This is a genomic window from Pseudomonadota bacterium, from assembly GCA_039024915.1.
Taxonomy (GTDB): Bacteria; Pseudomonadota; Alphaproteobacteria; order Rhizobiales; family MH13; genus MH13.
Genome location: JBCCPK010000004.1, coordinates 429,450 through 450,075, shown reverse-complemented (window position 1 = coordinate 450,075; position 20,626 = coordinate 429,450). Strand labels below are relative to the sequence as shown.

Below are 20,626 nucleotides of genomic sequence, written 5' to 3'. Positions count from 1 at the left end.
GCCGTGTCTCAGTCCCAGTGTGGCTGATCATCCTCGCAAACCAGCTATGGATCGTCGCCTTGGTGAGCCGTTACCTCACCAACTAGCTAATCCAACGCGGGCCCATCTCTAGGCGATAAATCTTTCCCCTCTCGGGCACATACGGTATTAGCAGTCATTTCTAACTGTTATTCCGTACCTAAAGGTAGGTTCCCACGCGTTACTCACCCGTCTGCCACTCACTCCGAAGAGTGCGTTCGACTTGCATGTGTTAAGCCTGCCGCCAGCGTTCGTTCTGAGCCAGGATCAAACTCTCAAGTTAAATGAGACTTTGAACCGACTTTAATCACGCTTGACGAGGACACACACTTGTTTGTGCAGGCACCGAAGTGCCGCTCAATACGATGATGTTTTGTGAAAAACATCATCCAAGGTGTGTCTTCTAAAAAACGTGTCAGTCGAAACTCACGACCAGCCTTTTGGGCCAGTCCGCAAGATCATCGCCGACCACGTTTCTCTTTCTTTATTCAATTTTCAAACAGCGCTCATCACTGCCAGGTGATGAGACAGAGGCGAGTGCACCCGCCGCCTACAGCAAGCAAATGGTGACTAGCTTCTGAGAAACAAGAGAGCGCAAACAGCTGTCGCCAGCGGCACCCCGCTCTCGGTGTGGCGGGTTATAGGGCGCTGACTTCTCTTCTGTCAACGCACCAAAGACAAAAAAATGAAGCTTTCTGACAGATGGCTGCAGGGTCCCCGAGAGTACGGTCCAAAAGCCCCGGAAAAGCTGCGCTTTGAGCGCACGGTCAAACAGGCAGGAACCAAAACTTTTTTCCACAGCGCCAAGGCGATGCGTGGCGCGTTAAGGTCGGGCAACACCATGGAGGGGGAATCGTGATGCGTGTTGGATTTATCGGCTTGGGCAAGATGGGTGCGCCGATGGCGCAAAACCTTGCCGCGGCTGGCTACGACGTCCGCGGATTTGATGCCGCAACAGCCGCCCCGGCCTCCGTCAAGGACAGTCAATCCATCAAACAGGCTCTACAAGACTGCTCCTTTGTCCTGACCATGTTGCCCGACGGCCAAACGCTAAGCGCAGTGATCAGCGAAGCGCTTGCTCATTTGGCAAACGACACGATCGTCATTGATTGCTCCACAGTCGATGTGGCCACCACTCGACGTACCGCCCAGTTGCTGACTGCCGCGGGTCATCACCCGCTTGATGCGCCGGTATCGGGCGGCACCGCAGGGGCTGTTGCCGGCACACTGACGTTCATGGTGGGAGGCGAGGACAGCACTGTATGCAAGGCCACGCCGCTGCTCGAGGCGATGGGCTCGCGCGTGTTTCACTGTGGCGGAAGCGGCTCGGGACAGGCGGCCAAGATCTGCAACAATATGATCCTTGGGATTTCGATGATCGCGACCTGCGAGGCCTTTACTCTCGCCGACGCCCTCGGCCTCGACCGAAAAGCCCTGTTTGATGTTGTCTCCGCTTCATCTGGCCAAAGCTGGTCCATGACCACCTATTGTCCGGTGCCAGGCATCGGGCCAAACACCCCCGCAGATAATGACTACCGGCCTGGCTTTGCCACAAATCTGATGCTCAAGGACCTTGGTCTCAGCCAGCAAGCGGCTCGCAGCGCGGGCGCCACAACCCCCTTGGGTGCGCACGCGCAGGAGCTTTACGCCCAGTTCTCAGAGACGACCGAGACGGATATGGATTTCTCGGCAATCCTGATGATGCTGGCGAAAGGCGCAAAGCCCACCGGTGGACGCTAAATTCCGTCGTAAAAATCAGGCGCGACAGGCCCTAAAAGGGTTTGACCACCATGAGCCAGGTCGCGATCACCAAAGGCACCGTGCTGATCAGGCCCCAGACCATCCAGTGGCGCGAGAGCGTGCGGTAGGCCTCGCCCACATCATCACCGTGGAAGGCCTTGGCGAGCCGCGCCTGCCTGATTTGGATGGGAACGATGATCAACAGCCAGATGAGGCCCGCGGCGACGAACAGGATCTGGCTCCACAGCATCCAGCCTTCAAACAACGGAAACCCCGCCGCAACCGCCATGTAGTAGCCACCGCCCATGATCAGGATGACACCCCAGAACGTCATGGACCAGTCGGTGTAGGTCACCAGCTTCTGCGCGAAAGCCAAAACCGCCGGGCTTCCGTCCCGATCGGCATAGAATTTCCAGATCGCCGTCACGGTGATGTTGCCCATCAACATGGCGACGCCTGTCACGTGCAGAAACTTCGCGATGTCATACAGCATGGTCGAGACTTACCATGCCTCTCCCATTCGGCAACGAATCGAAAGAACGATATCGAAACAACGATGCCGCGTCGGGACTGTGGTCGCCCTACTTCAGATCATCCGGAAGCAGCGCGTTGGGCATATTTTGAAAGCACACGGGTCGCAGCCAGCGTCGGATCGCCAGCGTACCCACCGATGTTGCGCCAAAGTTGGTCGATGCCGGGTACGGCCCGCCGTGCACCATCGCATCGGCAACTTCCACACCGGTCGGAAAGCCGTTCGCCAAAATGCGCCCCGCTTTGCGCGTCAGAACCGGCAGCAAGCCCCGCGCGATTGTCTCGTCGGCCTCCTCAACATGAAGCGAACAGGTCAGCTGCCCGTCCAGCATCTGTGCGATAGCCGCCATCTCCTGGGCGTCCGAGGCGCGCACGATCAGTCCCAGCGGACCGAAGACCTCTTCCGACAGACCGCGGTGCGTCAGGAACGAGCGTGCGGAAACATCGAATAGATCGGCGGCGGCGGCCCGCTCGGACGGCTCCTTGGAAACCAGTGTGGATACACCCTTCGCCGACGCAACCGTTTGGCGGCCCTTCGCATAAGCGCTTGCAATGCCCTGCGTCAGCATCGTCTGCTGTTCTGCCGACCCCAAGGCTGCCTTGCAGGCCTGGGCGAACGCGTCAGCCTGAGGACCATCGATCACAATCGCAATGCCGGGGTTGGTGCAAAACTGCCCGGCTCCCATGGTCAATGACGCCGCCCAGCCCTGTGCAATCGCTTCACCACGGGCTGCAAGCGCAGCGGGCAGAATAAACAGCGGATTGATCGAACCCAGCTCGCCAAAAAACGGAATGGGGATCGGCCGCGACGCGCACAGATCAAATAGTGCCCGGCCACCGGCGAGCGAACCGGTAAAGCCCACCGCCTGGATCAACGGGTGTTGGACCAGCGCCGCACCCACCTGTCTGCTTCCGCCCTGAACAAGACTGAAGACGCCAGGGTGCAGACCATTGGCAGCGATAGCGGCCTCTATCGCCCGCGCCACAAGTTCGCACGTTCCAGGGTGCGCTTCGTGCCCCTTGACCACAACAGGGCAGCCCGCCGCGAGGGCGGAGGCCGTGTCGCCACCCGCCACCGAAAAAGCGAGTGGGAAATTGGACGCGCCAAAGACCGCAACCGGCCCCGTTGGCACCTGCATCATACGCAGATCGGGACGCGGAAGTGGCGCCCTGTCCGGCAGGGCCTCATCGTGCCGCCGGTCAAGATAGTCGCCCTGCTCGATATGATCGGCAAACAGCCGCAACTGCCCCACCGTACGGCCGCGCTCCCCAATCAGCCGTGCTTCCGGCAGACCGGTTTCCTTCATGCCCATCGCGGTGATTTCATCGCCAAGCGCATCGATCTCCGCCCCGATCGTGCGCAGGAATTCGGCCCGGTCCGCCCGGCTCAGAGCGCTGTAGGACGAAAAGGCTGCGTGGGCGGCCTCAACCGCCTGCGCAACGAGTGTGGCAGTCCCCGCTGCAAAGCTGTCTGCAGGACCTTCCACCGGCATATTCTCGAAATGGGTGTCGCTGCCCGTCCAAGCGCCAGCGATCAAATGTTTGCCCTGCAGCATCTCGTCATTCCCCGTCTTTTCGATTCTTCACGATCTGGTTGACCTTGCCCTTAACCCAGGTGGAGCGATTGCCAAACCCGGCGTCGCTTGGCTGTGCTGCTGCCCAGCTGCCTAAAGAGATCGGTCCAAAATGCAACCGCGTTGAGGACGGATGGGAAGGCTTGAATACGTATTCGTCGCGGTTTAGCATCGCCCCAACGCATAAAGAAAAACAACCGGGAGGATGCAATGCGCAGACGCACTTTTCTTATGGCTACGGCGCTTTCAACCACCATGCTTGCGACCCCGCTCGCAGCCATGGACGAGCTGCCCTACGGCCTTGTCGAGGGAAAACCGTTCGAGGGAACGACCCTCAATGTCCTCAGCGTGGTTACGCCTCAGTTTGAGGGGCTGATGCTACGCGATGACGAATTCACGGAATTGACCGGCATTGAAGTCGAATGGACCTTCATTCCGTTCGGTGGGCTGCAAGAGAAAATCAACGCTGAGGGTCTGGCGGCGACCGGTACCTTCGACGTCGTCAACTACCTAGACAGCTGGGGTCCGCCCAACAATCACTGGCTGCGTCCGATCGATGATCTGATGGAGCGCGATGGTATTTCGATGGACCGCTATCCGGCGGCCTTCGCGCGCTCCGCTCAGTTTGAAGGCCAAACGATGGGCTTCCCGCTGCGCGCGCATCCGCAAGTTCTGTTTTATCGTGCAGACTTGATCGACGAGCCGCCTACCTCGTGGGAAGAGATGGCCGAAATCGCCGAAAATTGGGAGCATGAGGACGTCGCACCTCTGGCGCTGTACTACAATAATGACGGCAATCGCCAGAACCTGTTCATCTGGCTCAACTATCTGTGGGCGTCGGGATCAGAAGTATTCAACGAGGACGGAACGGCCGGTTGGACAACCGACGCAGCCATCAAGGCAACCGAGGATTACATCGCCCTTCTGACCGAGAATGGAGCGGCTAACCCGTCCTCGCTCGCCTTTGTGGAGCAGGATGCTCGGCAGTCCTTCATGCAGGGCAACTCGGCTATGATACCGGGCTGGTGGTGGTTCTACTCCGGCTTCCAGAACCCGGAGATTTCAACCTTGTCACCGGAGCAGGTCAGTTTTGTCGGTATGCCCAGCTATATGGGTGAAACCTACAGCTACGCGATCTCCATGCCGTTCTCGATCTCGCAATACTCAGAGAACCAGGATGCGGCGTGGGAGTTCCTGAAATGGTTGTCCAACCCGGATATGGACAAAGCGAACGCCATCGAGCGGGAAGTGGCCGGGCAGCCGATCGTCAACAATGTGGTGACCCACATCTCATCGCTCGCCGATCCGGACGTGAACGCTGCTAACGACAACATTCAACAGGCAGCCCTCGCCTCGCTCGAGAACTCCGACATCATGCCGCAAATTCCGGAGTGGCCGGAAGTAGGTGACATTTTGTCGGCAGCCATCGCTGAAGCCGCAGCCGGTGGCGATACCCGCCAGCTGATGATGGATGCAGCCGAACAGGCCAACCGCGTGCTGCGCCGCGCTGGTCGCATCGAATAGGCAATGAGTTGCCAGCCGGGCGGACCGTCGCCCGGCTGGCACCTTTTCAAATCAGGCGATTACCACTCGTTCGGGCGGAGCACGATGCGTGACCAGACCCTGAAATACGCCCTTGTCTTTCCGGCCGTACTGGTTGTCTTCGCGACCGCCATCTGGCCGCTGATCGAAAGCCTGCGCCTGGCTTTCTCTGTAGGCCGGCTGAACCGTCCCGGCTCGCTTGACCAGTACCTTGGCTGGGAGAACTTCACCTGGGCATTCACCCAGGAACCCGCCTTCTGGAACTCGGTCTGGGTGACGGGCCTTTACACATTCTGGACGGTTGGTCTGACAACACTGCTGGCGCTCGGCCTTGCCCTGTTGCTCGCGCCTGGGGGCCGCTTGCGGTCAGGCGTTCAAACGCTTCTGATCTTGCCGTTCGCGATGAGCCCTGCGCTCATCGGGGTGTCCTTCCGCTTCATGTTCAACCCCGAATTTGGGCTGTTCGACGCCTTCTTCGGCGTCCTCATTCCGCCGCTGGCGGACGTCAGCTGGCTGGCGGACCCAACGCTGGCGTTTGCAGTCGCAGTTATGGCGGACGTCTGGGGCTGGATTCCGTTCCTGACGCTTGTCCTGATCGGTGGGCTCGCCTCCGTCCCCAAAGACACGATCGAAGCCGCGCAGGTCGATGGCGCGTCCGGCTGGCGTGTCTTCAAGGATGTGACCTTGCCACAACTGCTTCCAGTGCTGGCAGTCGTGATCATCTTAAAGGCGATATTCTCGCTGAAAACTTTCGATCAGATCTACATGCTGACCAATGGCGGGCCGGGCACCGCGACCCAGACGCTGAGCCACTACATATACTTCAACGGCATGAAATATGGGCAAATCGGGTACGCCGCATCGGTCGCTTGGCTGATGGTCATACCGATGGTGTTCCTCACGTACCTGTACGCCAAGTTCGTCTTCAAGAAAGCCTAAGATCCATGGCTGTCACGACCCCACAAACCGTTGAAGCGCACCCCGCCCAGCAAGCCCGTGGCATGACCGGACGGCAGAAAAAGCGCCTGGTCAATGCACTGCAGATCGTTCTGATTCTGATCGCCACAGTCATCATGCTGGTGCCGATCATCTGGATCTTTATGGCGGCCTTCAAAAACCATCTCGACGTCTTTCAGTTGAAGCTGTTCTTCACGCCGACATTTGAGAACTTCCCGGCCGTTTTTGAAGCGCCTTACAGCCTCGGCGAGAAACTCTGGAACTCCACGATCGTTGCCCTTGTGACAGTGGTGTTCGCTATCCCGATTGCGACCATGGCGGCCTATTCGTTCAGCCGGTTCACGCTGCGCGGCGAAACGGTGATGCTCGTGACGATCCTCGCCACCCAATTTGTGCCCGCTGTGGTCATCATCCTGCCGTTCTTCGTGATGTTTCGCGATGTCGGCCTGCTTGACACCCAGCTTGGGCTTATCCTTGTCAATCTTGCCATCGTCATGCCGTTTGCGATCTGGATGATCAAAGGCTTCATTGACGGCATTCCGATCGACACCGAAGAGGCGGCGATGGTCGACGGGTCCTCGCGAATTCAGGTCATCAAAAACATCGTCTTGCCCATGGCCGCGCCGGGCCTTCTGACGGCTGGCATCTTCTGCTTTATCATCGCGTGGAACGAATTCTTGTTCGCGCTGATCCTGACCAACAAGGATGCGGTGACACTGCCCATCGGCCTCGCGCTGTTCCGGGCTGAAGAAGGCGACTTGTGGAACCTTCTGAGCGCAGCGGGCATCATCATCATGCTTCCGATGTTTGTGCTGGCCCTGCTGATCCGCAAATACTTCGTCCAGGGCATGACGATGGGGGCGGTGCGATGATCCGTCCGGCAACCGCGCAGGACGCGCAGCAGATCCGCGATATTTACGCCCACTACGTTCGCACCACCGCCGCCTCGTTCGAAGAGGAGGAACCCACCACCGGTGAGATGGCCTCGAGGATTGAGACGACCTCCCGCGACTATCCCTACCTGGTCGATGAAGACGGGGGCCAGCTCCGTGGCTACTGTTATGCGGGGCTGTACCGGACCCGCAGCGCCTATCGCTTCACGGCAGAGACCACGGTCTATGTGCATGAAGATGCACGGGGCGGTGGGGTTGGCCACGCGCTGTATGCCAGCCTCATTGAAGCGCTGAAGCACAAGAAGCTACACATGCTGATCGGGGCCATAACTCTGCCCAACCCTGCGAGCGAAACGCTGCACCGTTCCTTCGGTTTTGAACTGAGCGGACGGCTTCGGGAAGTCGGATTTAAATTCAATCGCTGGCACGACGTCGCGCTGTGGCAGCGGAAGCTGGTGAACTGATGGCGGAAGTTGTTCTTAAGAGTCTCACCAAGCGCTGGGGAGACTTCGTTGGCGTTAACGACCAGTCGCTCCACATCCAGGATCGGGAATTTCTCGTTCTGCTGGGCCCATCAGGCTGCGGCAAGACAACGACGATGCGGATGATTGCAGGTCTCGAAGAACCGACCAACGGAGAGATCTGGATTGGCGATCGGATGGTCAATGATGACCTGCCCAAGGACCGCGACGTCGCCATGGTTTTTCAAAACTATGGCCTCTACCCGCACATGACGATCTTCGACAACATCGCTTATCCGCTGCGGGTGCGCGGAACGCCAGGCGGGGAAATCGAGCCGCGGGTCAAACGCGCCGCAGAACAGGTCGAGCTATCCCAGTTCCTCGATCGCAGACCGAAGGCGCTCTCCGGCGGGCAGAGGCAGCGGGTTGCTTTGGCTCGGGCCATCGTACGGACGCCACAAGTCTTTCTGATGGACGAGCCGCTTTCCAATCTCGATGCGAAACTGCGGGTCTCGATGCGCGCCGAGCTGAAGCATTTGAGCCGAGAATTGAAGATTACGACCGTCTACGTCACCCATGACCAGATCGAGGCGATGACACTGGCGGATCGCGTAGCGGTGATGAAGGACGGCGTCATCCAGCAGCTCGGTACGCCCGATGATATCTACAACGATCCCGAGAACCTGTTCGTGGCCGGTTTCATCGGCTCGCCCGCGATGAACCTGATCAACGGGTCTGTGCAGGATGGCATGTTTGTGACGACAGGCGGGACCCGGCTGGTGCAAGTCGAGGGCGGCGACCGAAACTCGGTGGTCCTTGGTGTTCGGGCCGACGACATGCAGGTGCGAGAACCTGGTGAGGGCGAGATCGATGTGCCGATCTATGCATTCGAGAACACCGGCGAGAGCACCCTTCTGACCGTCCAGTGGGGCCAGCAGCGCGTCATCGCACGCGGCGACCGGCATCTTCGCAAGGAGCAGGATGACATGATCTCGGTCACGCTTAGCACCGATCACCTCTACCTGTTCGACCCTGAAACCGGCCAACGGATACGCCCGTCCTAGGCCCGTCTCCACCGCATACGACCCGGCACTCCGAAGCAGCACCAGCGATGCGCGAACCGTTGATCCTCCTGCCCGGCATGATGTGCGACGGCCGGCTGTTTGACGATCAGATCGCGCGGTTTTCGTCGGAGCGTATGGTGTCGACCGGTGCGCTTGTCGGTTCAGACAGTTTCGAGGGTCTCGCCGAAGCGATCCTTGAGACCGCGCCGCAGCGCTTCGCACTGGCCGGGCTGTCCATGGGCGGCATCTGCGCGATGGAAATCGTCCGGCAGGCCCCCGAGCGGGTCACGCGGCTTGCGCTTCTCGACACCAACGCGCTTGCCGACCCACCTCATCTCGCGCCTGTTCGGCAGGAACAAACCCGGCGCGCCCTCTCCGGTGATCTTATCCCTGTGATGCGCGATGAAATGAAGCCCAACTACCTCGCCAACGGCCCAAGAAAGTCAGCGATCCTCGATCTGTGCATGGACATGGCCACCGCATTGGGAGCGGACGTGTTCGCATCGCAATCCCGCGCGATTGCCGCCCGGCCCGATCAGCGTGAAACCCTCAAGCGCGTCAGCGTTCCCACACTGATCCTGTGCGGTCGCCATGATCGGCTCTGCCCATTGGAACGCCACACCCTGATGCATGAGCTGATTCCACACGCGACACTGACGGTCATCGAAGACGCGGGCCATCTGCCAACTCTGGAACAACCAAACGCGACAACCGAGGCCCTTGCCCAATGGCTGAACACATGATGTCCGACACGCTGCTCGCGCAGCTTCGCAGCGTTGATACGCCGACGGTTTGCAACGCCATCGAGGTGGCACAGGGACAACGCGGCTTCGATCGTTTCACGCGCGGCACCATGCACCACTGCAAGCCGGGCGACCCGCCAATGGTGGGCTATGCTCGGACAGCCACCATCGCCGGCCTGGCGCCTCCAACCGAACCCGCCGACGTGATCCGGGCGCGCCGGATGGAGTATTTCCATTCCATGGCCGCCGGACCCAGACCGTCGGTCGCTGTCGTCGCGGATGAAGACTTCCCCAACTGCATTGCCGGCTGGTGGGGGGAGGTCCATGTCGCCGTGCACAAAGGCCTTGGCCTTTCCGGTGCGGTCACAAACGGCGTCATGCGCGATCTCGACGTGATGGATGAGGGCTTTCCGGTTCTCGCCGGCTCGATCGGCGTAAGCCACGGCTTCGTCCATGTCCGCACGATTGGCGAACCGGTCACGATTTTGGGCCTCAAGGTCGCACAGGGCGACCTCGTGCACGCTGATCGGCACGGCGCGCTGGTCATCCCGCCTGACGTCCTGCCTAACCTTGAAGCCGCGATCACCACCGTCATCGCCAACGAGGCGATCGTCCTCGAACCGGCGCGGGCGCCAGGTTTTTCCATTCAATCGCTTGAAGAGGCTTGGGCCCGGTTCGAAGCCGCGCGCACCTGATGCAGCCTACCCCCAGAATGCGTCCAGCGCCGCTTCGATGTTGGCTTGCCGATTGGTGAGGATCGAGGTCCCCGCGTGAACGTACCCCGTCCCGCCAAGCATATCGGGCAGACCCGCATCGCCGCTGTAGCCATCGAGGAGCCGTTCATACGGCACGGTGTTTTGTCCCGAATAGGTGCCGCTGTAGAAGTACCCGTGAATGATGCCCGCCAGCAGCCGCGCCTGGCGGTCCGGTCTGCCTTTGATGCCGCGCTGGGTGAAAAGATCGCGGTAAATCTGACCGTAGCGGGTGTTCAGAACCGACTTGGCTTTGAGTGCCGCCATGTAGCGGGTGTAAAGCCTCATGTTCTCGTCAAGAGCCAACTGCCGGGTATGCGGCGGCGCATCGCCTCCAATCCAGAATCCCAGATTGGCAGGCAGAGGCAAGAGCCCGCGTTCGCCAAGGCTGTGCAGCGCCTTCGGGTTGATCGCACCTTGCCGCACCCCCGCCTCGCAATACAGAACCATTTGCACGTCTAGCATCGTCAAGGGGACGCCTTCGTCGCCATAGCGCGACCGCATCCGATCATTGGCATCGTGCACAAGACCGGCAATCCGGCCCTCATTGGCGCGCAGAAAAGCTTCCTTCCCTAAGCCTTTCCACTCCCAAGCGCCGCCGGGATCGAACAAATCACCGGTTCCCGATGACCGGCCATCGCCCGACCGGCCGCCGCCAACATCGTCATCACCCCCATCATCATCGCCTGAGATCTTGTCCCAGACCGAGCCAGCAGCGTCGCGCGCTGCCCCACCAAGCTTCTTGATCGAGTCGAACACGCCTTCAGCACCCATCGCATCTGCGCCGTCTTGGTTATGCGTGGCCACGGCAGCGTCAGATGCAATCGGGGTCGCGCCCAAGGTCTTGTCTGGGAATTGCACCATCGGCATCGATTCCCCGCCATAAAAGCCGCGTGACTGCAGGAAGCTCTCTGTTTCTTCAAGGTCTGCGGAAGTCGCCACATCGAACAGGCTTATCCGCATACCGTAGGGCATATCGCCGGTCAGCGCGTTGGCGAACCGTCCCTGAAACGCCTTTGGCACATGGGTGATCATGCCCCCATCATCGCCAATCGTCTGGGTTCCCTCGGGCACGAACAGTTGCGCGACCATGGAGGTCGGGACGCGCAAAAAGCTAAAACCGCCGCGCTCGCGATCGAGCGCCAGGATGGGGTTGAACCCGGCTTTCCCCATCGCGTCATGGCGCGTGCGCCGCAACGGGGTTCCAACGTCGCCGACAACGAGCCAATCGATGACGGGTGGCGTCTCTTCGGTCATTTTCTTGACGATCGCCGTCATCAGACGAGCGGCCACCGCGCGCCGGGTGATGGCGTTGCCGAGTTGGCCGACGAACAGCGGAACCAAATTGCAGCAAAAAGCTGGATCGCGTCCCTTGGAGCGCAACATGAAAAGCGCCGGAAAACTTGGGAAAATCGGCCCAAGCATCGTTTTCAGTTCAAGGTCACCCCTCGCCTGGACGCGCCACAGATCTTCGATTTCTTTGGGCCACTCCCGTCGATCGATGGAGACGGTACGGCCGTTGAAAAAGATGGCTGTCAGGGGCTGCGCAGGGTGTGTTTCATCCTCCGCAAACACGAGCTCATAATCCTGGTCGAAGGAGGCTTTCAGCTCACGTTCCAACGCGGTTGCTGTCAGGCGCGTGATCCCATTGAGCACCCAGACATCCTGTGTGATGTCGGCAAAGACGGTCGCTGCCAGCCGGAGCGTTGCCGCGTCATCGGCGTGCGCGTTAAGCCACTGCATGTGCCAGGTCGCAATATCAACGTCCTGATCGGTTGCCTTGTAGGCCTTGATGGCGAGTTCGGGATCGGTCTGCTCGACGTTGGCTTCAACAACCGAGCGACCCCGCGCACCAAACGGTCCGGTAATGGAGTCCGAATCCTCAAAGTGATCGAGAATCTCCTGGATCGCTGCCTTGTCGGAGCCCGCGCCGCTCAACCGGCTTTCCAGATGCACCGCGATTGCCGAAAACTTGATGCCCTCATTGGCCACCGTATAGGCACGGCCATCCTGCAGCGTTGCAGCGCGCGTCTTGTGGTTCTTCAAAAGCCTGTCGTCGGCGCTGAAGGCGTGGTGGAGACCGACAAGCTTGCCATTTCGCGCGATCACCGGAGCGCCGGATGATCCTGAGCGCGTATCGGCTGCATAAAGCAGCAGATCGCCATCGACGTTCAGAACTTCGGTGTCATCCACCGAGGCTTTCTTAAAGTCCCCTTCTGGATGGTGGATGATAAAGATCGGATCATAGGGCCGCGCAATGAAAGACCCGCGGGACATCGGGATCCGGCCATAGCCCGCCGCTGCCTCGTCCTCGATCCAGACAAAGGTGTAGTCGAGCCCGCCTTGCGCAAGACTGAACTGAAACAGACGCGCTGGGTTGAGACGCATCGTTCGGCGTGCATCGCGCAGCACCGATGCCATCTGAAAAAGCTCGCCGGGGCTGCGCTCAAATTCGAAATCGATTTGCGCCGTTGCGGCCACTTCCTCCGAATTGATGACGTGCTGATTGGTCACGAGCAAGTTTGGCCCTACCAGAAAGCCGGTGCCGGACCAACGGCCCTGGCGACCGCGGAAATTGGTGCCCTCGCAGGTGATTTTGCAAACCGCTCGCCGATAGGTCGACAGAAGGGCCAAGAGGCTCGCATCGATAACGTTGAACTCTTCAACATCGGCTTCAAAGCCACTCGACGCGCGCCATCCCTCCTGCATGCCCTTGAAATTGTGGATGCTTCCGGTGCCTTCGAGCTGGTTGAAGGCGCGGCTTTCCTGCCACGTCCGAATGAAAGGGACCGACCCGCCTTCCATCACTTCCTCCAATCGGCCTTATAGCCGCGGGTGTCGATGTGGACGAACCGGCTCGAATCGTACTGTCCGACACCGCCGGTGAACTTGCTGCGGATACCGCGCACTTCCTGGGCAATTCGGCACCATTCGGCAGCCGAGCCGCCATCACAGGTCCAGTCGACGGCGCGAAATTGCATGTGCAGGCTTTTTGATGCGCCGCCGATGCAGCGATTGTAGGCAGGGCTACGGTAACAACTGAGAATTCGGATTGGAGCGCCGAGGCGATGCCGGATCTCGTCGAGCATCAGGGCGGTGGGGACAATGTTGTCCCAGAGCTCCTTTGGCGGCGCTTCGTTTTTCCCAGCGCAGCGCCCCGCTTCGTTGCTACCGCCCATGAAGAGGAACTCGCGCGGCGTGAAGTAGCGCAAGTCGAGCCGTTCAATGTGCCCCGCAAACGTGTCGTAATCATAGCCGCGGCGCTTCAAGGGGCCGAAAATGCGCTTCAGGATGGACAGCCCTTCAACGGGGAAGTCGTTGAGCTGCTCGAAGGCAATCGCCTGCTCCGCATGGATGGCGTCCGCTTCCCCATCTTCGTTGGCCTCATCGTCCCCATGAGGTCCGGCAATGTTCTCGGCCAGCATGGCCGCGCACATGTCCTCGAACCCGTCCTGCCCTTGGCTATCGTGATCATGATCGCCGGGATGGTGTGCCGGTTCGCCGCCAGAACCGACACTGTCTGAGACCGGCCCCGCTTCACTGCCATTTGCAGCACCCTGCCCGGCATCCGATGCGAGGCTATCGCCGAAAAGGCTCTCGGGCCCGAAACTCTCCACACCGAGATCAAGCGGTAGTGTGGCCAGATGCTCGCGCACAGCCGCGATCATCGGTTGGGTGGCGCGTTTGAAGCCGGCGTTTTCTGGGTGCAACTCATCCTTCCAGCTGTTGGGGTGGTCGCCGACCGTCCCGGTGAGATCGATGAAACGATAGTTGGGGAACCGTTCAGCCAGCGCGCTGAGCTGATCGCGGAAAAAAGCGACAATTTCCGCCACGACTTCCCGTCCCAGAGGCAAGGGTATGCCCGCCTCCTCGAACGGAATGCCGAAATATTTCTCCCCTTGCATCGGGAAGGGCGTGTCATAACCATGCCCGAACACCGTGACGTTGGGATGGTTGGTAAGAACGTCCTGCAGGATCTGGGCGTAGTAGTTCAGAATCTCGCCGGATATCGTTTGAAGCGCGGGCTTGTTGATCAGATCGGTGGCCGTTGCCCCATCAAAATACGGGTTCAAGAGCAGCTTCAGTTTGCCATCACCCAACAGGTCATTGCCTCCGCCTGAGAGCAGCATGATCCGCGTCTTGGTCTCGCGGATCGCAGCATCATATTCCCGGCGGATCGCCATGTGTTGAACGAGATCGCCGGCGGCGCCGACCGACAGCACAGCGAAGTCCGGCTCCTCGGCGAAGTTGTCTATCACATCGGCCAGAAGCAGAGGGTATTGGAACCAACTATCCCCCTCCGAGACGATCCGCGTCCCGGTGAAACCGAAAGCCGTTTTGAGATTGTAGGCGACGCGCCGCAGCCCGCGATCGATCTGGTTGGCCCAGTTGAGCGCTGCATCGCTTTCAAATCCATCGCCACCGAGTTGTTCGCGATAGCTCGGCTTAAGCTCGATTGCAGCGTCGAAAGGACGGTTGCTTGCCTCGGCCGGTTGATACAGCTCTTCAAGCAATGCCTGCAGCGCGTCTGCATCGTTGTGAGCAATGGCGTCGTGTATTTTTTGATCCAGCTCGATGGCGGATTGCATCGGCCTTTCCCCCTTACGCTACGTGACCCGTAGGCAGCATGCAGCGAACTTGCCTGGCTAACAAGCATCGATCTCTGCTGCGCTGCGCAATAAACTCCAACGTGGTTGACGGCGCAGTTCGATTTGCCGCCGCTTTTTCGTCAAACCTGCGACCGTGGGTCGGCCATAAACCTGCCAATTCGCGACAAAAACCATCCATGGGTCGGCCATATGGCTGGGCCATAATTCGCGCATTCGGACTGTTGCGCACGGGTCTGGCCTGCTAAGGACCGCTACCGCCTCCGACCTTGGCAAGCGGCCAGAACAGGGCAAGAAAGCTCCACGATGACAGATATCAGGCTGCACAAGGGTGATCTGCCCTCCCTCGATGCCTATACCGGCGATGTCGCCATCGATACCGAAGCAATGGGCCTCAACCCTCACCGCGACCGGCTGTGCGTGGTTCAGCTGTCACCCGGCGACGGCTCGGCGGATGTTGTGCAGATCGCCAAAGGGCAGACGTCTGCGCCAAATCTGGAGGCGCTCCTGGCCGATGCTGGCAAGACAAAGATCTTCCATTATGCGCGCTTCGACGTGGCACTGTTGTTTCACACGTTCGGGGTCATGACGACGCCCGTTTTCTGCACGAAGATCGCCTCACGATTGACCCGAACCTACACCGACCAGCATGGACTGAAGAGCCTGTCCAAAGAGCTACTGGGCGTTGATATGTCCAAGCAGCAGCAATCCAGCGATTGGGGTGCCGAGACCCTTTCGGATGCCCAACAAGCCTATGCAGCGTCCGACGTCTTGCATTTGCACGCACTCAAAACCACGTTGGAACAACGACTTGAGCGGGAAGATCGGCGGGCGATTGCCGACGCATGTTTCAACTTCCTTCCCACGCGCGCAAAGCTTGATCTTATGGGTTGGCATGACAGCGATATCTTCGCCCACTCCTGACTTCGCTCTCGGCAAGCCCAGCCTCGCCCCATCCATAGAAGGCGACCGCGCGACGGCGTTTGCAGCGGCGCAACGCCATTCGAAACGGGTCCGGCTGTTGCGCTGGTTGGTCCCTGCTATCGCTGTTTTCGCAGTGGTGGCGGCCAGCGCGGGTTGGCTCGCATCGGTCATGTTTGGCAGTAACGTCGATCTTGGCGAAATCAGCCTCAATGATGGCCGGATCACCATGGCTGCGCCGGTGCTGCGAGGCGAAGACGAGGAAGGTCGCGCCTACGAACTCCGCGCCCGCCAAGCGTCGCAAAACGTTTCAGCCACGCCTGTCGTCGTGCTGCGCGACCTGGAAGGCCAGATCGCCCTCGATGCTGAGGAAACGGCAACGCTGGTTGCGCCACAAGCGCGTTTCGACAGCCGCGCAAGCACGCTCGTTTTCGAAGAAGGCGGTGTCGCCATCGACCTGACGTCGGGTTCGTCTGCCCAATTGGGCGTAACCCAGCTCGACCTTGAATTGGGCACAATGCAGACCGATCAAGCGGTCAATATCATCAGTGAATCCGTCACACTTCGCGCCGATGCGATGGAAGGATTCGATCGCGGACAGCGGCTGCTATTTACCGGCAACGTCCGTTTGGTCTTCACCCCCAATGGCGAGGAACAGCCACAATGATCGGCCAAGCTCGACCCTTTCGGTCTGTCACAAGCAGCCCGCTACGCCTCCTGTCTATCTGGCTCATGGCCATGCTTGCCCTTGGCTTGTGGGGGTACCAGCCAGCGTCTGCACAGAGGCTAGCTGATGGGTTAAGTGGCTTCACACAGCGATCCAACGAACCCATCGAAATCGAAGCGGATGCGCTTGAGGTTCTCGACAGCGAAAATGTGGCGGTTTTCACCGGTAACGTCCGGGTCACGCAAGGAACGGCGGAGCTGGAAACACGCGAGTTGCGCGTCCATTACGTCGGTGGGGCCGATCAGAACAACATTGGCCCGGCCAGTAGCCAGGGCTTGCGACTTCTCGAGGCCATCGGTGCTGTTCGCATTCGCTCGGAACAGGAATATGCTGAGGGCGATCAGGGACGGTTCGACTTCGTAACCGAGACGATCACCTTGACCGGAAATGTGCTGTTGCAACAGGGCGAAAACCTGCTGCGTGGCCAGCGCCTCGTCGTCGATCTCGCCAGCCGCGAAAGCCGACTTGAGGCCGCGCCAAGTGCCGGCGCAGGCTCACAGCGCGTTACCGGGGTTTTCGTTCCGGGCTCCGACCGCTAGATTTCCTTTCTATGGGGTTGGTTGAGCGTTCAAAACAAATAGTCACAAGAGCCTGGGAAGCCGGTCCGGGTGAGCTCTTCGCTCGCGCCGCTCTGCTGGCAACGCGTGACCCCGTCGAGCGTTTTGGCCGCAAGATCGATGCGGCGCTCCATAAGGAGTTGGGACCGCAATCGGCCAAGCCAAAGGCGGCACCAAACGGCCATCTTAATGGCACCGCGAACGGCCACCAGACCTATCCGGTGAATGGAAACCAGGAGGTGCCGGCGAACGAAGCGGTACCCTCAAACGGCAGCCAACCGGCGTATAATGACAAAAACGGCCTGGATCCGCGCCCGAACGGCTCCGCCGCCAAAGGGCGCATATTGGGCGCGATGAACGGTAACCAGGCCATTGCTACTTCACCAACCGCCGTGACCGGAGAAGCAGGTAGCCTCGTCGTTGCAGGTTTACGAAAAAGCTACCGCGGTCGCACCGTGGTCAGTGATGCAGGGCTGACGCTCAGGCGGGGCGAAGCGGTCGGACTGCTGGGGCCAAACGGGGCCGGCAAAACCACAATTTTCTATATGATCACCGGCCTTGTCTTGCCCGATGCCGGGCTCATCCATCTGGACGGGCAGGACATCACGCACCTTCCGATGTATCAGCGGGCGCGGCTCGGAATCGGATACCTGCCGCAGGAAGCGTCAATTTTCCGCGGCATGACCGTCGCGGAGAATATCATGGCGGTACTGGAACTGGTCGAGCCGGACGCAAACAAGCGCAAGGATGAATTGGATGCACTGCTGGGGGAGTTCTCAATCGCCAAGTTGCGCGACACGCCTTCGATCGCCTTGTCAGGCGGCGAGCGACGCCGCTGTGAAATCGCCCGGGCGCTCGCAAGCCGCCCAGCCTACATGCTGCTGGACGAGCCATTTGCGGGAGTCGACCCAATAGCTGTGGGCGATATTCGAACGCTGGTGCGCCATCTCACGACACGGGGCATCGGGGTCCTGATCACCGACCACAATGTTCGCGAAACGCTCAACCTGATTGATCGTGCCACGATCATCCATTCGGGTCGTGTTCTCACCGAGGGCACGCCCAAGGCGATCGTTGCGGATCCAGAGGCCCGCCGGCTTTATCTTGGTGAAAGCTTCACCCTTTAAGTTCCAGTTACGACAATCACGCAAAAAGACCATCTGCGTCGAATTCGCTTGGCATGAGGCTTGCTAAGGGCGCGTTGCTTGTCGCATATCCCTGCCATGGGTCTGTCGCCAAAGCTCGTTCTGCGCCAAAGTCAAACGCTTACGATCACGCCGCAGCTGATGCAGGCGATCAAGCTGTTGCAGTTTTCATCGCTCGAACTTTCCCAATTCATCGACAAAGAACTGGTTCAGAACCCGCTTTTGGAGCGTGATGAGCGTGCCGAGGGTCCGATCAATGGTGACAGCGAATTTGAGCTATCCGAACCCGTGAACGGGTCCGGAACGGAAGAGACCGCAAACCTGTCCTTGGGCACCCTTGATTCTGGTCCGCAAGCCATCGCGGACACTTTGGACACATCGGCTGAAAACGTTTTCCCCGAAGACCCCGCGCAAGGAGCGGCCCCTGCGACTGATGGTGAGCGAGCTTTTGGTATGGGGATGGGCAGTGGTCAATCGGTCGCCGAGCGACCCGACTTCGATCATTACATCAGCCGTCCAGAGACGCTCCATGACCATTTGGGAGCGCAACTGGCAATAGCGATCAAGGATCCCAGCGCCCGTATCATCGGAACGATGCTCATCGATGCCATTGACGACAACGGCTATTTACAAACATCGCCCGAGGATGTCGCCGAACGCCTGCAAGCGCCGCTCGCCAAAGTGGAAGACGTCCTGTCTCGCATCCAGCGTTTCGATCCGGTCGGCATCGGTGCGCGAAACCTGGCCGAGTGTCTCGCGTTGCAGCTACGTGAAGCGAACCGTTTTGATCCCGCGATGCAAGCGATGATCAACAACCTACCCCTTGCGGCGAAGCGCGACTTCGCAAAGCTCAAGCGACTATGCGGTGTTGATCAGGACGACTTGATGGACATGCTTGCAGAGTTACGGGCGCTTGATCCCAAGCCCGGTCGCGGTTTTTCCTCCAGCCCTGTCGATGTTGTTGTTCCGGACATAATCGTGCGGGAAGAGCCGGGAGGCTCATGGGGCGTCGAGCTGAACGCGGAAACCGTGCCTCGCCTGCTTGTTAATCGAACCTACTACGCCACAATCGACCGCAAGACCCTCTCTGTTGAGGATCGGAGCTATTTATCCGATCAACTGCAATCAGCGAGCTGGCTTATCAAGAGCCTCGATCAACGTGCCCGCACCATGATCAAGGTCGGCCAGGAAATCGTCAGACAACAGGACGGCTTCTTTGCCCGTGGCGTCGAGCATCTCAAGCCTCTGACGCTGCGGCAGATCGCTGAGGCCATCGACATGCATGAATCGACCGTCAGTCGTGTTACGTCGAACAAATACATCGCCACCCCGCGTGGCACATTTGAAATGAAGTACTTCTTCACCGCTGCCATAGCCTCCGCCGACGGCGGCGACGCCCATGCGGCTGAAGCGGTTCGACAGCGCATAAAGAAGCTGATCGACGCCGAGACCGCGGACGAAATTCTGTCAGACGATCAACTGGTCAAAGCACTCAAAGCCGATGGCGTCGACATCGCGCGACGCACCGTAGCAAAGTACCGCGAGGCCATGCGGATCGCCTCGTCGGTCCAGCGCCGCCGCGAGAAAAAAGCGCGCGCCCACGCCTGACGTCTCCTGCGCGCGACACCAAAACGGCCACAATGCCCGTAAAGCTACGGATGCGACATCGCCGAATGCAGGCTTGGCGAGCACCCGCTCCTCGTGTCAGCCTTCATCGTGGCATTGCGCAGATCAAATGCTCAATTTAAGGGCGCCGCGCATCGCAAAAGACAGGGGGAAAGCAAGATGAGCCTGCGGATCACCGGCAAGAACATGGACATCGGCCAAGCATTGCGCGGCCATGTTGACGAAAAGCTGGAAGAGGCCCTCGAGAAGTATTTCGCCGGCGGCTATTCGGGCCACGTCACAATGGAGCGCGAAGGCGCGGGTTTTCGAACCGACTGCACGATTCACCTTGATTCGGGGGTGATTCTGCACGCGACCGGTTTTCATATCGACCCGCACCAAAGCGCCGATCAGGCCTCGGCACGCATTGAGAAACGCTTGCGCCGCTATAAACGGCGCCTCAAGGACCATCAGAACGATAAATCCGAGCGACAGATGATGGCAGAAGCGAGCTACGTGACGTTTGCCATGCCCGACGAAAACGAAGAGCCTGGCGAAGATTTTGCGCCCACTGTCGTTGCGGAAACACAGACCAAAATGAAAACCCTCACGGTCGCCAGCGCCGTGCTTGATCTCGACTTTACCGGCGCCCCACTCGTGCTGTTCAAAAATGCCGGAAGCGGGCGGGTGAATGTGGTTTACCGACGCAATGATGGAAATATAGGCTGGATTGATCCTTCAAGCTGAGGTAACCGGGCGGTCCAAACCTGATCAACAGGCTTTGCACGC

General features: G+C 59.5%; 18 protein-coding genes and 1 rRNA gene. 14 read left to right on the top strand and 5 right to left on the bottom strand.

Annotated elements, in window-relative coordinates; translation table 11 throughout:
• Positions 1–301 (bottom strand): 16S ribosomal RNA (locus AAF739_10585); the annotation flags it as partial.
• 575 nt (positions 302–876) lie between these two features.
• Between AAF739_10585 and mmsB the strand changes: the two genes are divergently transcribed.
• Positions 877–1,758 carry a 3-hydroxyisobutyrate dehydrogenase gene (mmsB, locus tag AAF739_10580; GenBank protein ID MEM6383110.1) on the top strand — a complete coding sequence of 294 codons (882 nt, stop codon included), beginning with the start codon at positions 877–879 and terminating at the stop codon, positions 1,756–1,758.
• Positions 1,759–1,789: 31 nt separating this feature from the next.
• On the opposite strand, the gene AAF739_10575 is transcribed toward mmsB, so the two are convergent.
• Positions 1,790–2,251, bottom strand: coding sequence for a DUF2269 domain-containing protein (locus AAF739_10575; protein ID MEM6383109.1), 462 nt, complete (start codon positions 2,249–2,251; stop codon positions 1,790–1,792).
• Positions 2,252–2,339: 88 nt separating this feature from the next.
• Positions 2,340–3,845 carry an aldehyde dehydrogenase (NADP(+)) gene (locus AAF739_10570; protein MEM6383108.1) on the bottom strand — a complete coding sequence of 502 codons (1,506 nt, stop codon included), beginning with the start codon at positions 3,843–3,845 and terminating at the stop codon, positions 2,340–2,342.
• Positions 3,846–4,073: 228 nt separating this feature from the next.
• Between AAF739_10570 and AAF739_10565 the strand changes: the two genes are divergently transcribed.
• From AAF739_10565 to AAF739_10535, 7 genes are all read left to right on the top strand, one after another.
• On the top strand, positions 4,074–5,387 hold the full coding sequence (locus tag AAF739_10565) for a sugar ABC transporter substrate-binding protein (GenBank protein ID MEM6383107.1): 1,314 nt from the start codon (positions 4,074–4,076) through the stop codon (positions 5,385–5,387).
• Between the two features lie 84 nt (positions 5,388–5,471).
• Positions 5,472–6,344, top strand: a complete 873-nt coding sequence (locus AAF739_10560; protein MEM6383106.1) for a sugar ABC transporter permease — start codon at positions 5,472–5,474, stop codon at positions 6,342–6,344.
• Between the two features lie 5 nt (positions 6,345–6,349).
• Entirely contained in the window at positions 6,350–7,234 is an 885-nt protein-coding gene (locus AAF739_10555; GenBank protein MEM6383105.1) for a carbohydrate ABC transporter permease, read from the top strand.
• Positions 7,231–7,719, top strand: coding sequence for an N-acetyltransferase family protein (locus tag AAF739_10550; protein ID MEM6383104.1), 489 nt, complete (start codon positions 7,231–7,233; stop codon positions 7,717–7,719). The genes AAF739_10555 and AAF739_10550 overlap by 4 nt, the downstream gene beginning before the upstream one ends.
• On the top strand, positions 7,719–8,780 hold the full coding sequence (gene ugpC / locus AAF739_10545; protein MEM6383103.1) for a sn-glycerol-3-phosphate ABC transporter ATP-binding protein UgpC: 1,062 nt from the start codon (positions 7,719–7,721) through the stop codon (positions 8,778–8,780). The genes AAF739_10550 and ugpC overlap by 1 nt, the downstream gene beginning before the upstream one ends.
• Positions 8,781–8,827: 47 nt before the next feature.
• A complete protein-coding gene (locus tag AAF739_10540) occupies positions 8,828–9,523 on the top strand; it encodes an alpha/beta fold hydrolase (protein MEM6383102.1) in 696 nt (231 codons plus the stop codon).
• Positions 9,523–10,218 carry an RraA family protein gene (locus tag AAF739_10535; GenBank protein ID MEM6383101.1) on the top strand — a complete coding sequence of 232 codons (696 nt, stop codon included), beginning with the start codon at positions 9,523–9,525 and terminating at the stop codon, positions 10,216–10,218. The genes AAF739_10540 and AAF739_10535 overlap by 1 nt, the downstream gene beginning before the upstream one ends.
• Before the next feature lie 6 nt (positions 10,219–10,224).
• On the opposite strand, the gene AAF739_10530 is transcribed toward AAF739_10535, so the two are convergent.
• Both AAF739_10530 and AAF739_10525 read right to left on the bottom strand, forming a co-directional pair.
• Positions 10,225–13,080, bottom strand: a complete 2,856-nt coding sequence (locus AAF739_10530; protein ID MEM6383100.1) for a serine protease — start codon at positions 13,078–13,080, stop codon at positions 10,225–10,227.
• Entirely contained in the window at positions 13,080–14,864 is a 1,785-nt protein-coding gene (locus AAF739_10525) for a D-Ala-D-Ala carboxypeptidase family metallohydrolase (protein MEM6383099.1), read from the bottom strand. The genes AAF739_10530 and AAF739_10525 overlap by 1 nt, the downstream gene beginning before the upstream one ends.
• Before the next feature lie 324 nt (positions 14,865–15,188).
• Here AAF739_10525 and AAF739_10520 point away from each other — a divergent pair, with 324 nt between their 5' ends.
• The 6 genes from AAF739_10520 (at position 15,189) to raiA (ending at position 20,584) form a co-directional block, all read left to right on the top strand.
• A complete protein-coding gene (locus AAF739_10520) occupies positions 15,189–15,806 on the top strand; it encodes a ribonuclease H-like domain-containing protein (protein ID MEM6383098.1) in 618 nt (205 codons plus the stop codon).
• A complete protein-coding gene (locus AAF739_10515) occupies positions 15,778–16,470 on the top strand; it encodes a hypothetical protein (GenBank protein MEM6383097.1) in 693 nt (230 codons plus the stop codon). The genes AAF739_10520 and AAF739_10515 overlap by 29 nt, the downstream gene beginning before the upstream one ends.
• Entirely contained in the window at positions 16,467–17,069 is a 603-nt protein-coding gene (locus tag AAF739_10510) for an LptA/OstA family protein (protein ID MEM6383096.1), read from the top strand. Before AAF739_10515 ends, AAF739_10510 begins: the two co-directional genes overlap by 4 nt.
• A 371-nt stretch (positions 17,070–17,440) precedes the next feature.
• Positions 17,441–18,214 carry an LPS export ABC transporter ATP-binding protein gene (gene lptB, locus AAF739_10505; GenBank protein ID MEM6383095.1) on the top strand — a complete coding sequence of 258 codons (774 nt, stop codon included), beginning with the start codon at positions 17,441–17,443 and terminating at the stop codon, positions 18,212–18,214.
• A 78-nt stretch (positions 18,215–18,292) separates the two neighbouring features.
• Complete coding sequence (gene rpoN / locus AAF739_10500; protein MEM6383094.1) at positions 18,293–19,840, top strand: RNA polymerase factor sigma-54; 1,548 nt, start codon at positions 18,293–18,295, stop codon at positions 19,838–19,840.
• 177 nt (positions 19,841–20,017) lie between these two features.
• Positions 20,018–20,584, top strand: coding sequence for a ribosome-associated translation inhibitor RaiA (gene raiA / locus AAF739_10495; GenBank protein MEM6383093.1), 567 nt, complete (start codon positions 20,018–20,020; stop codon positions 20,582–20,584).
• Positions 20,585–20,626 lie beyond the last annotated feature (42 nt).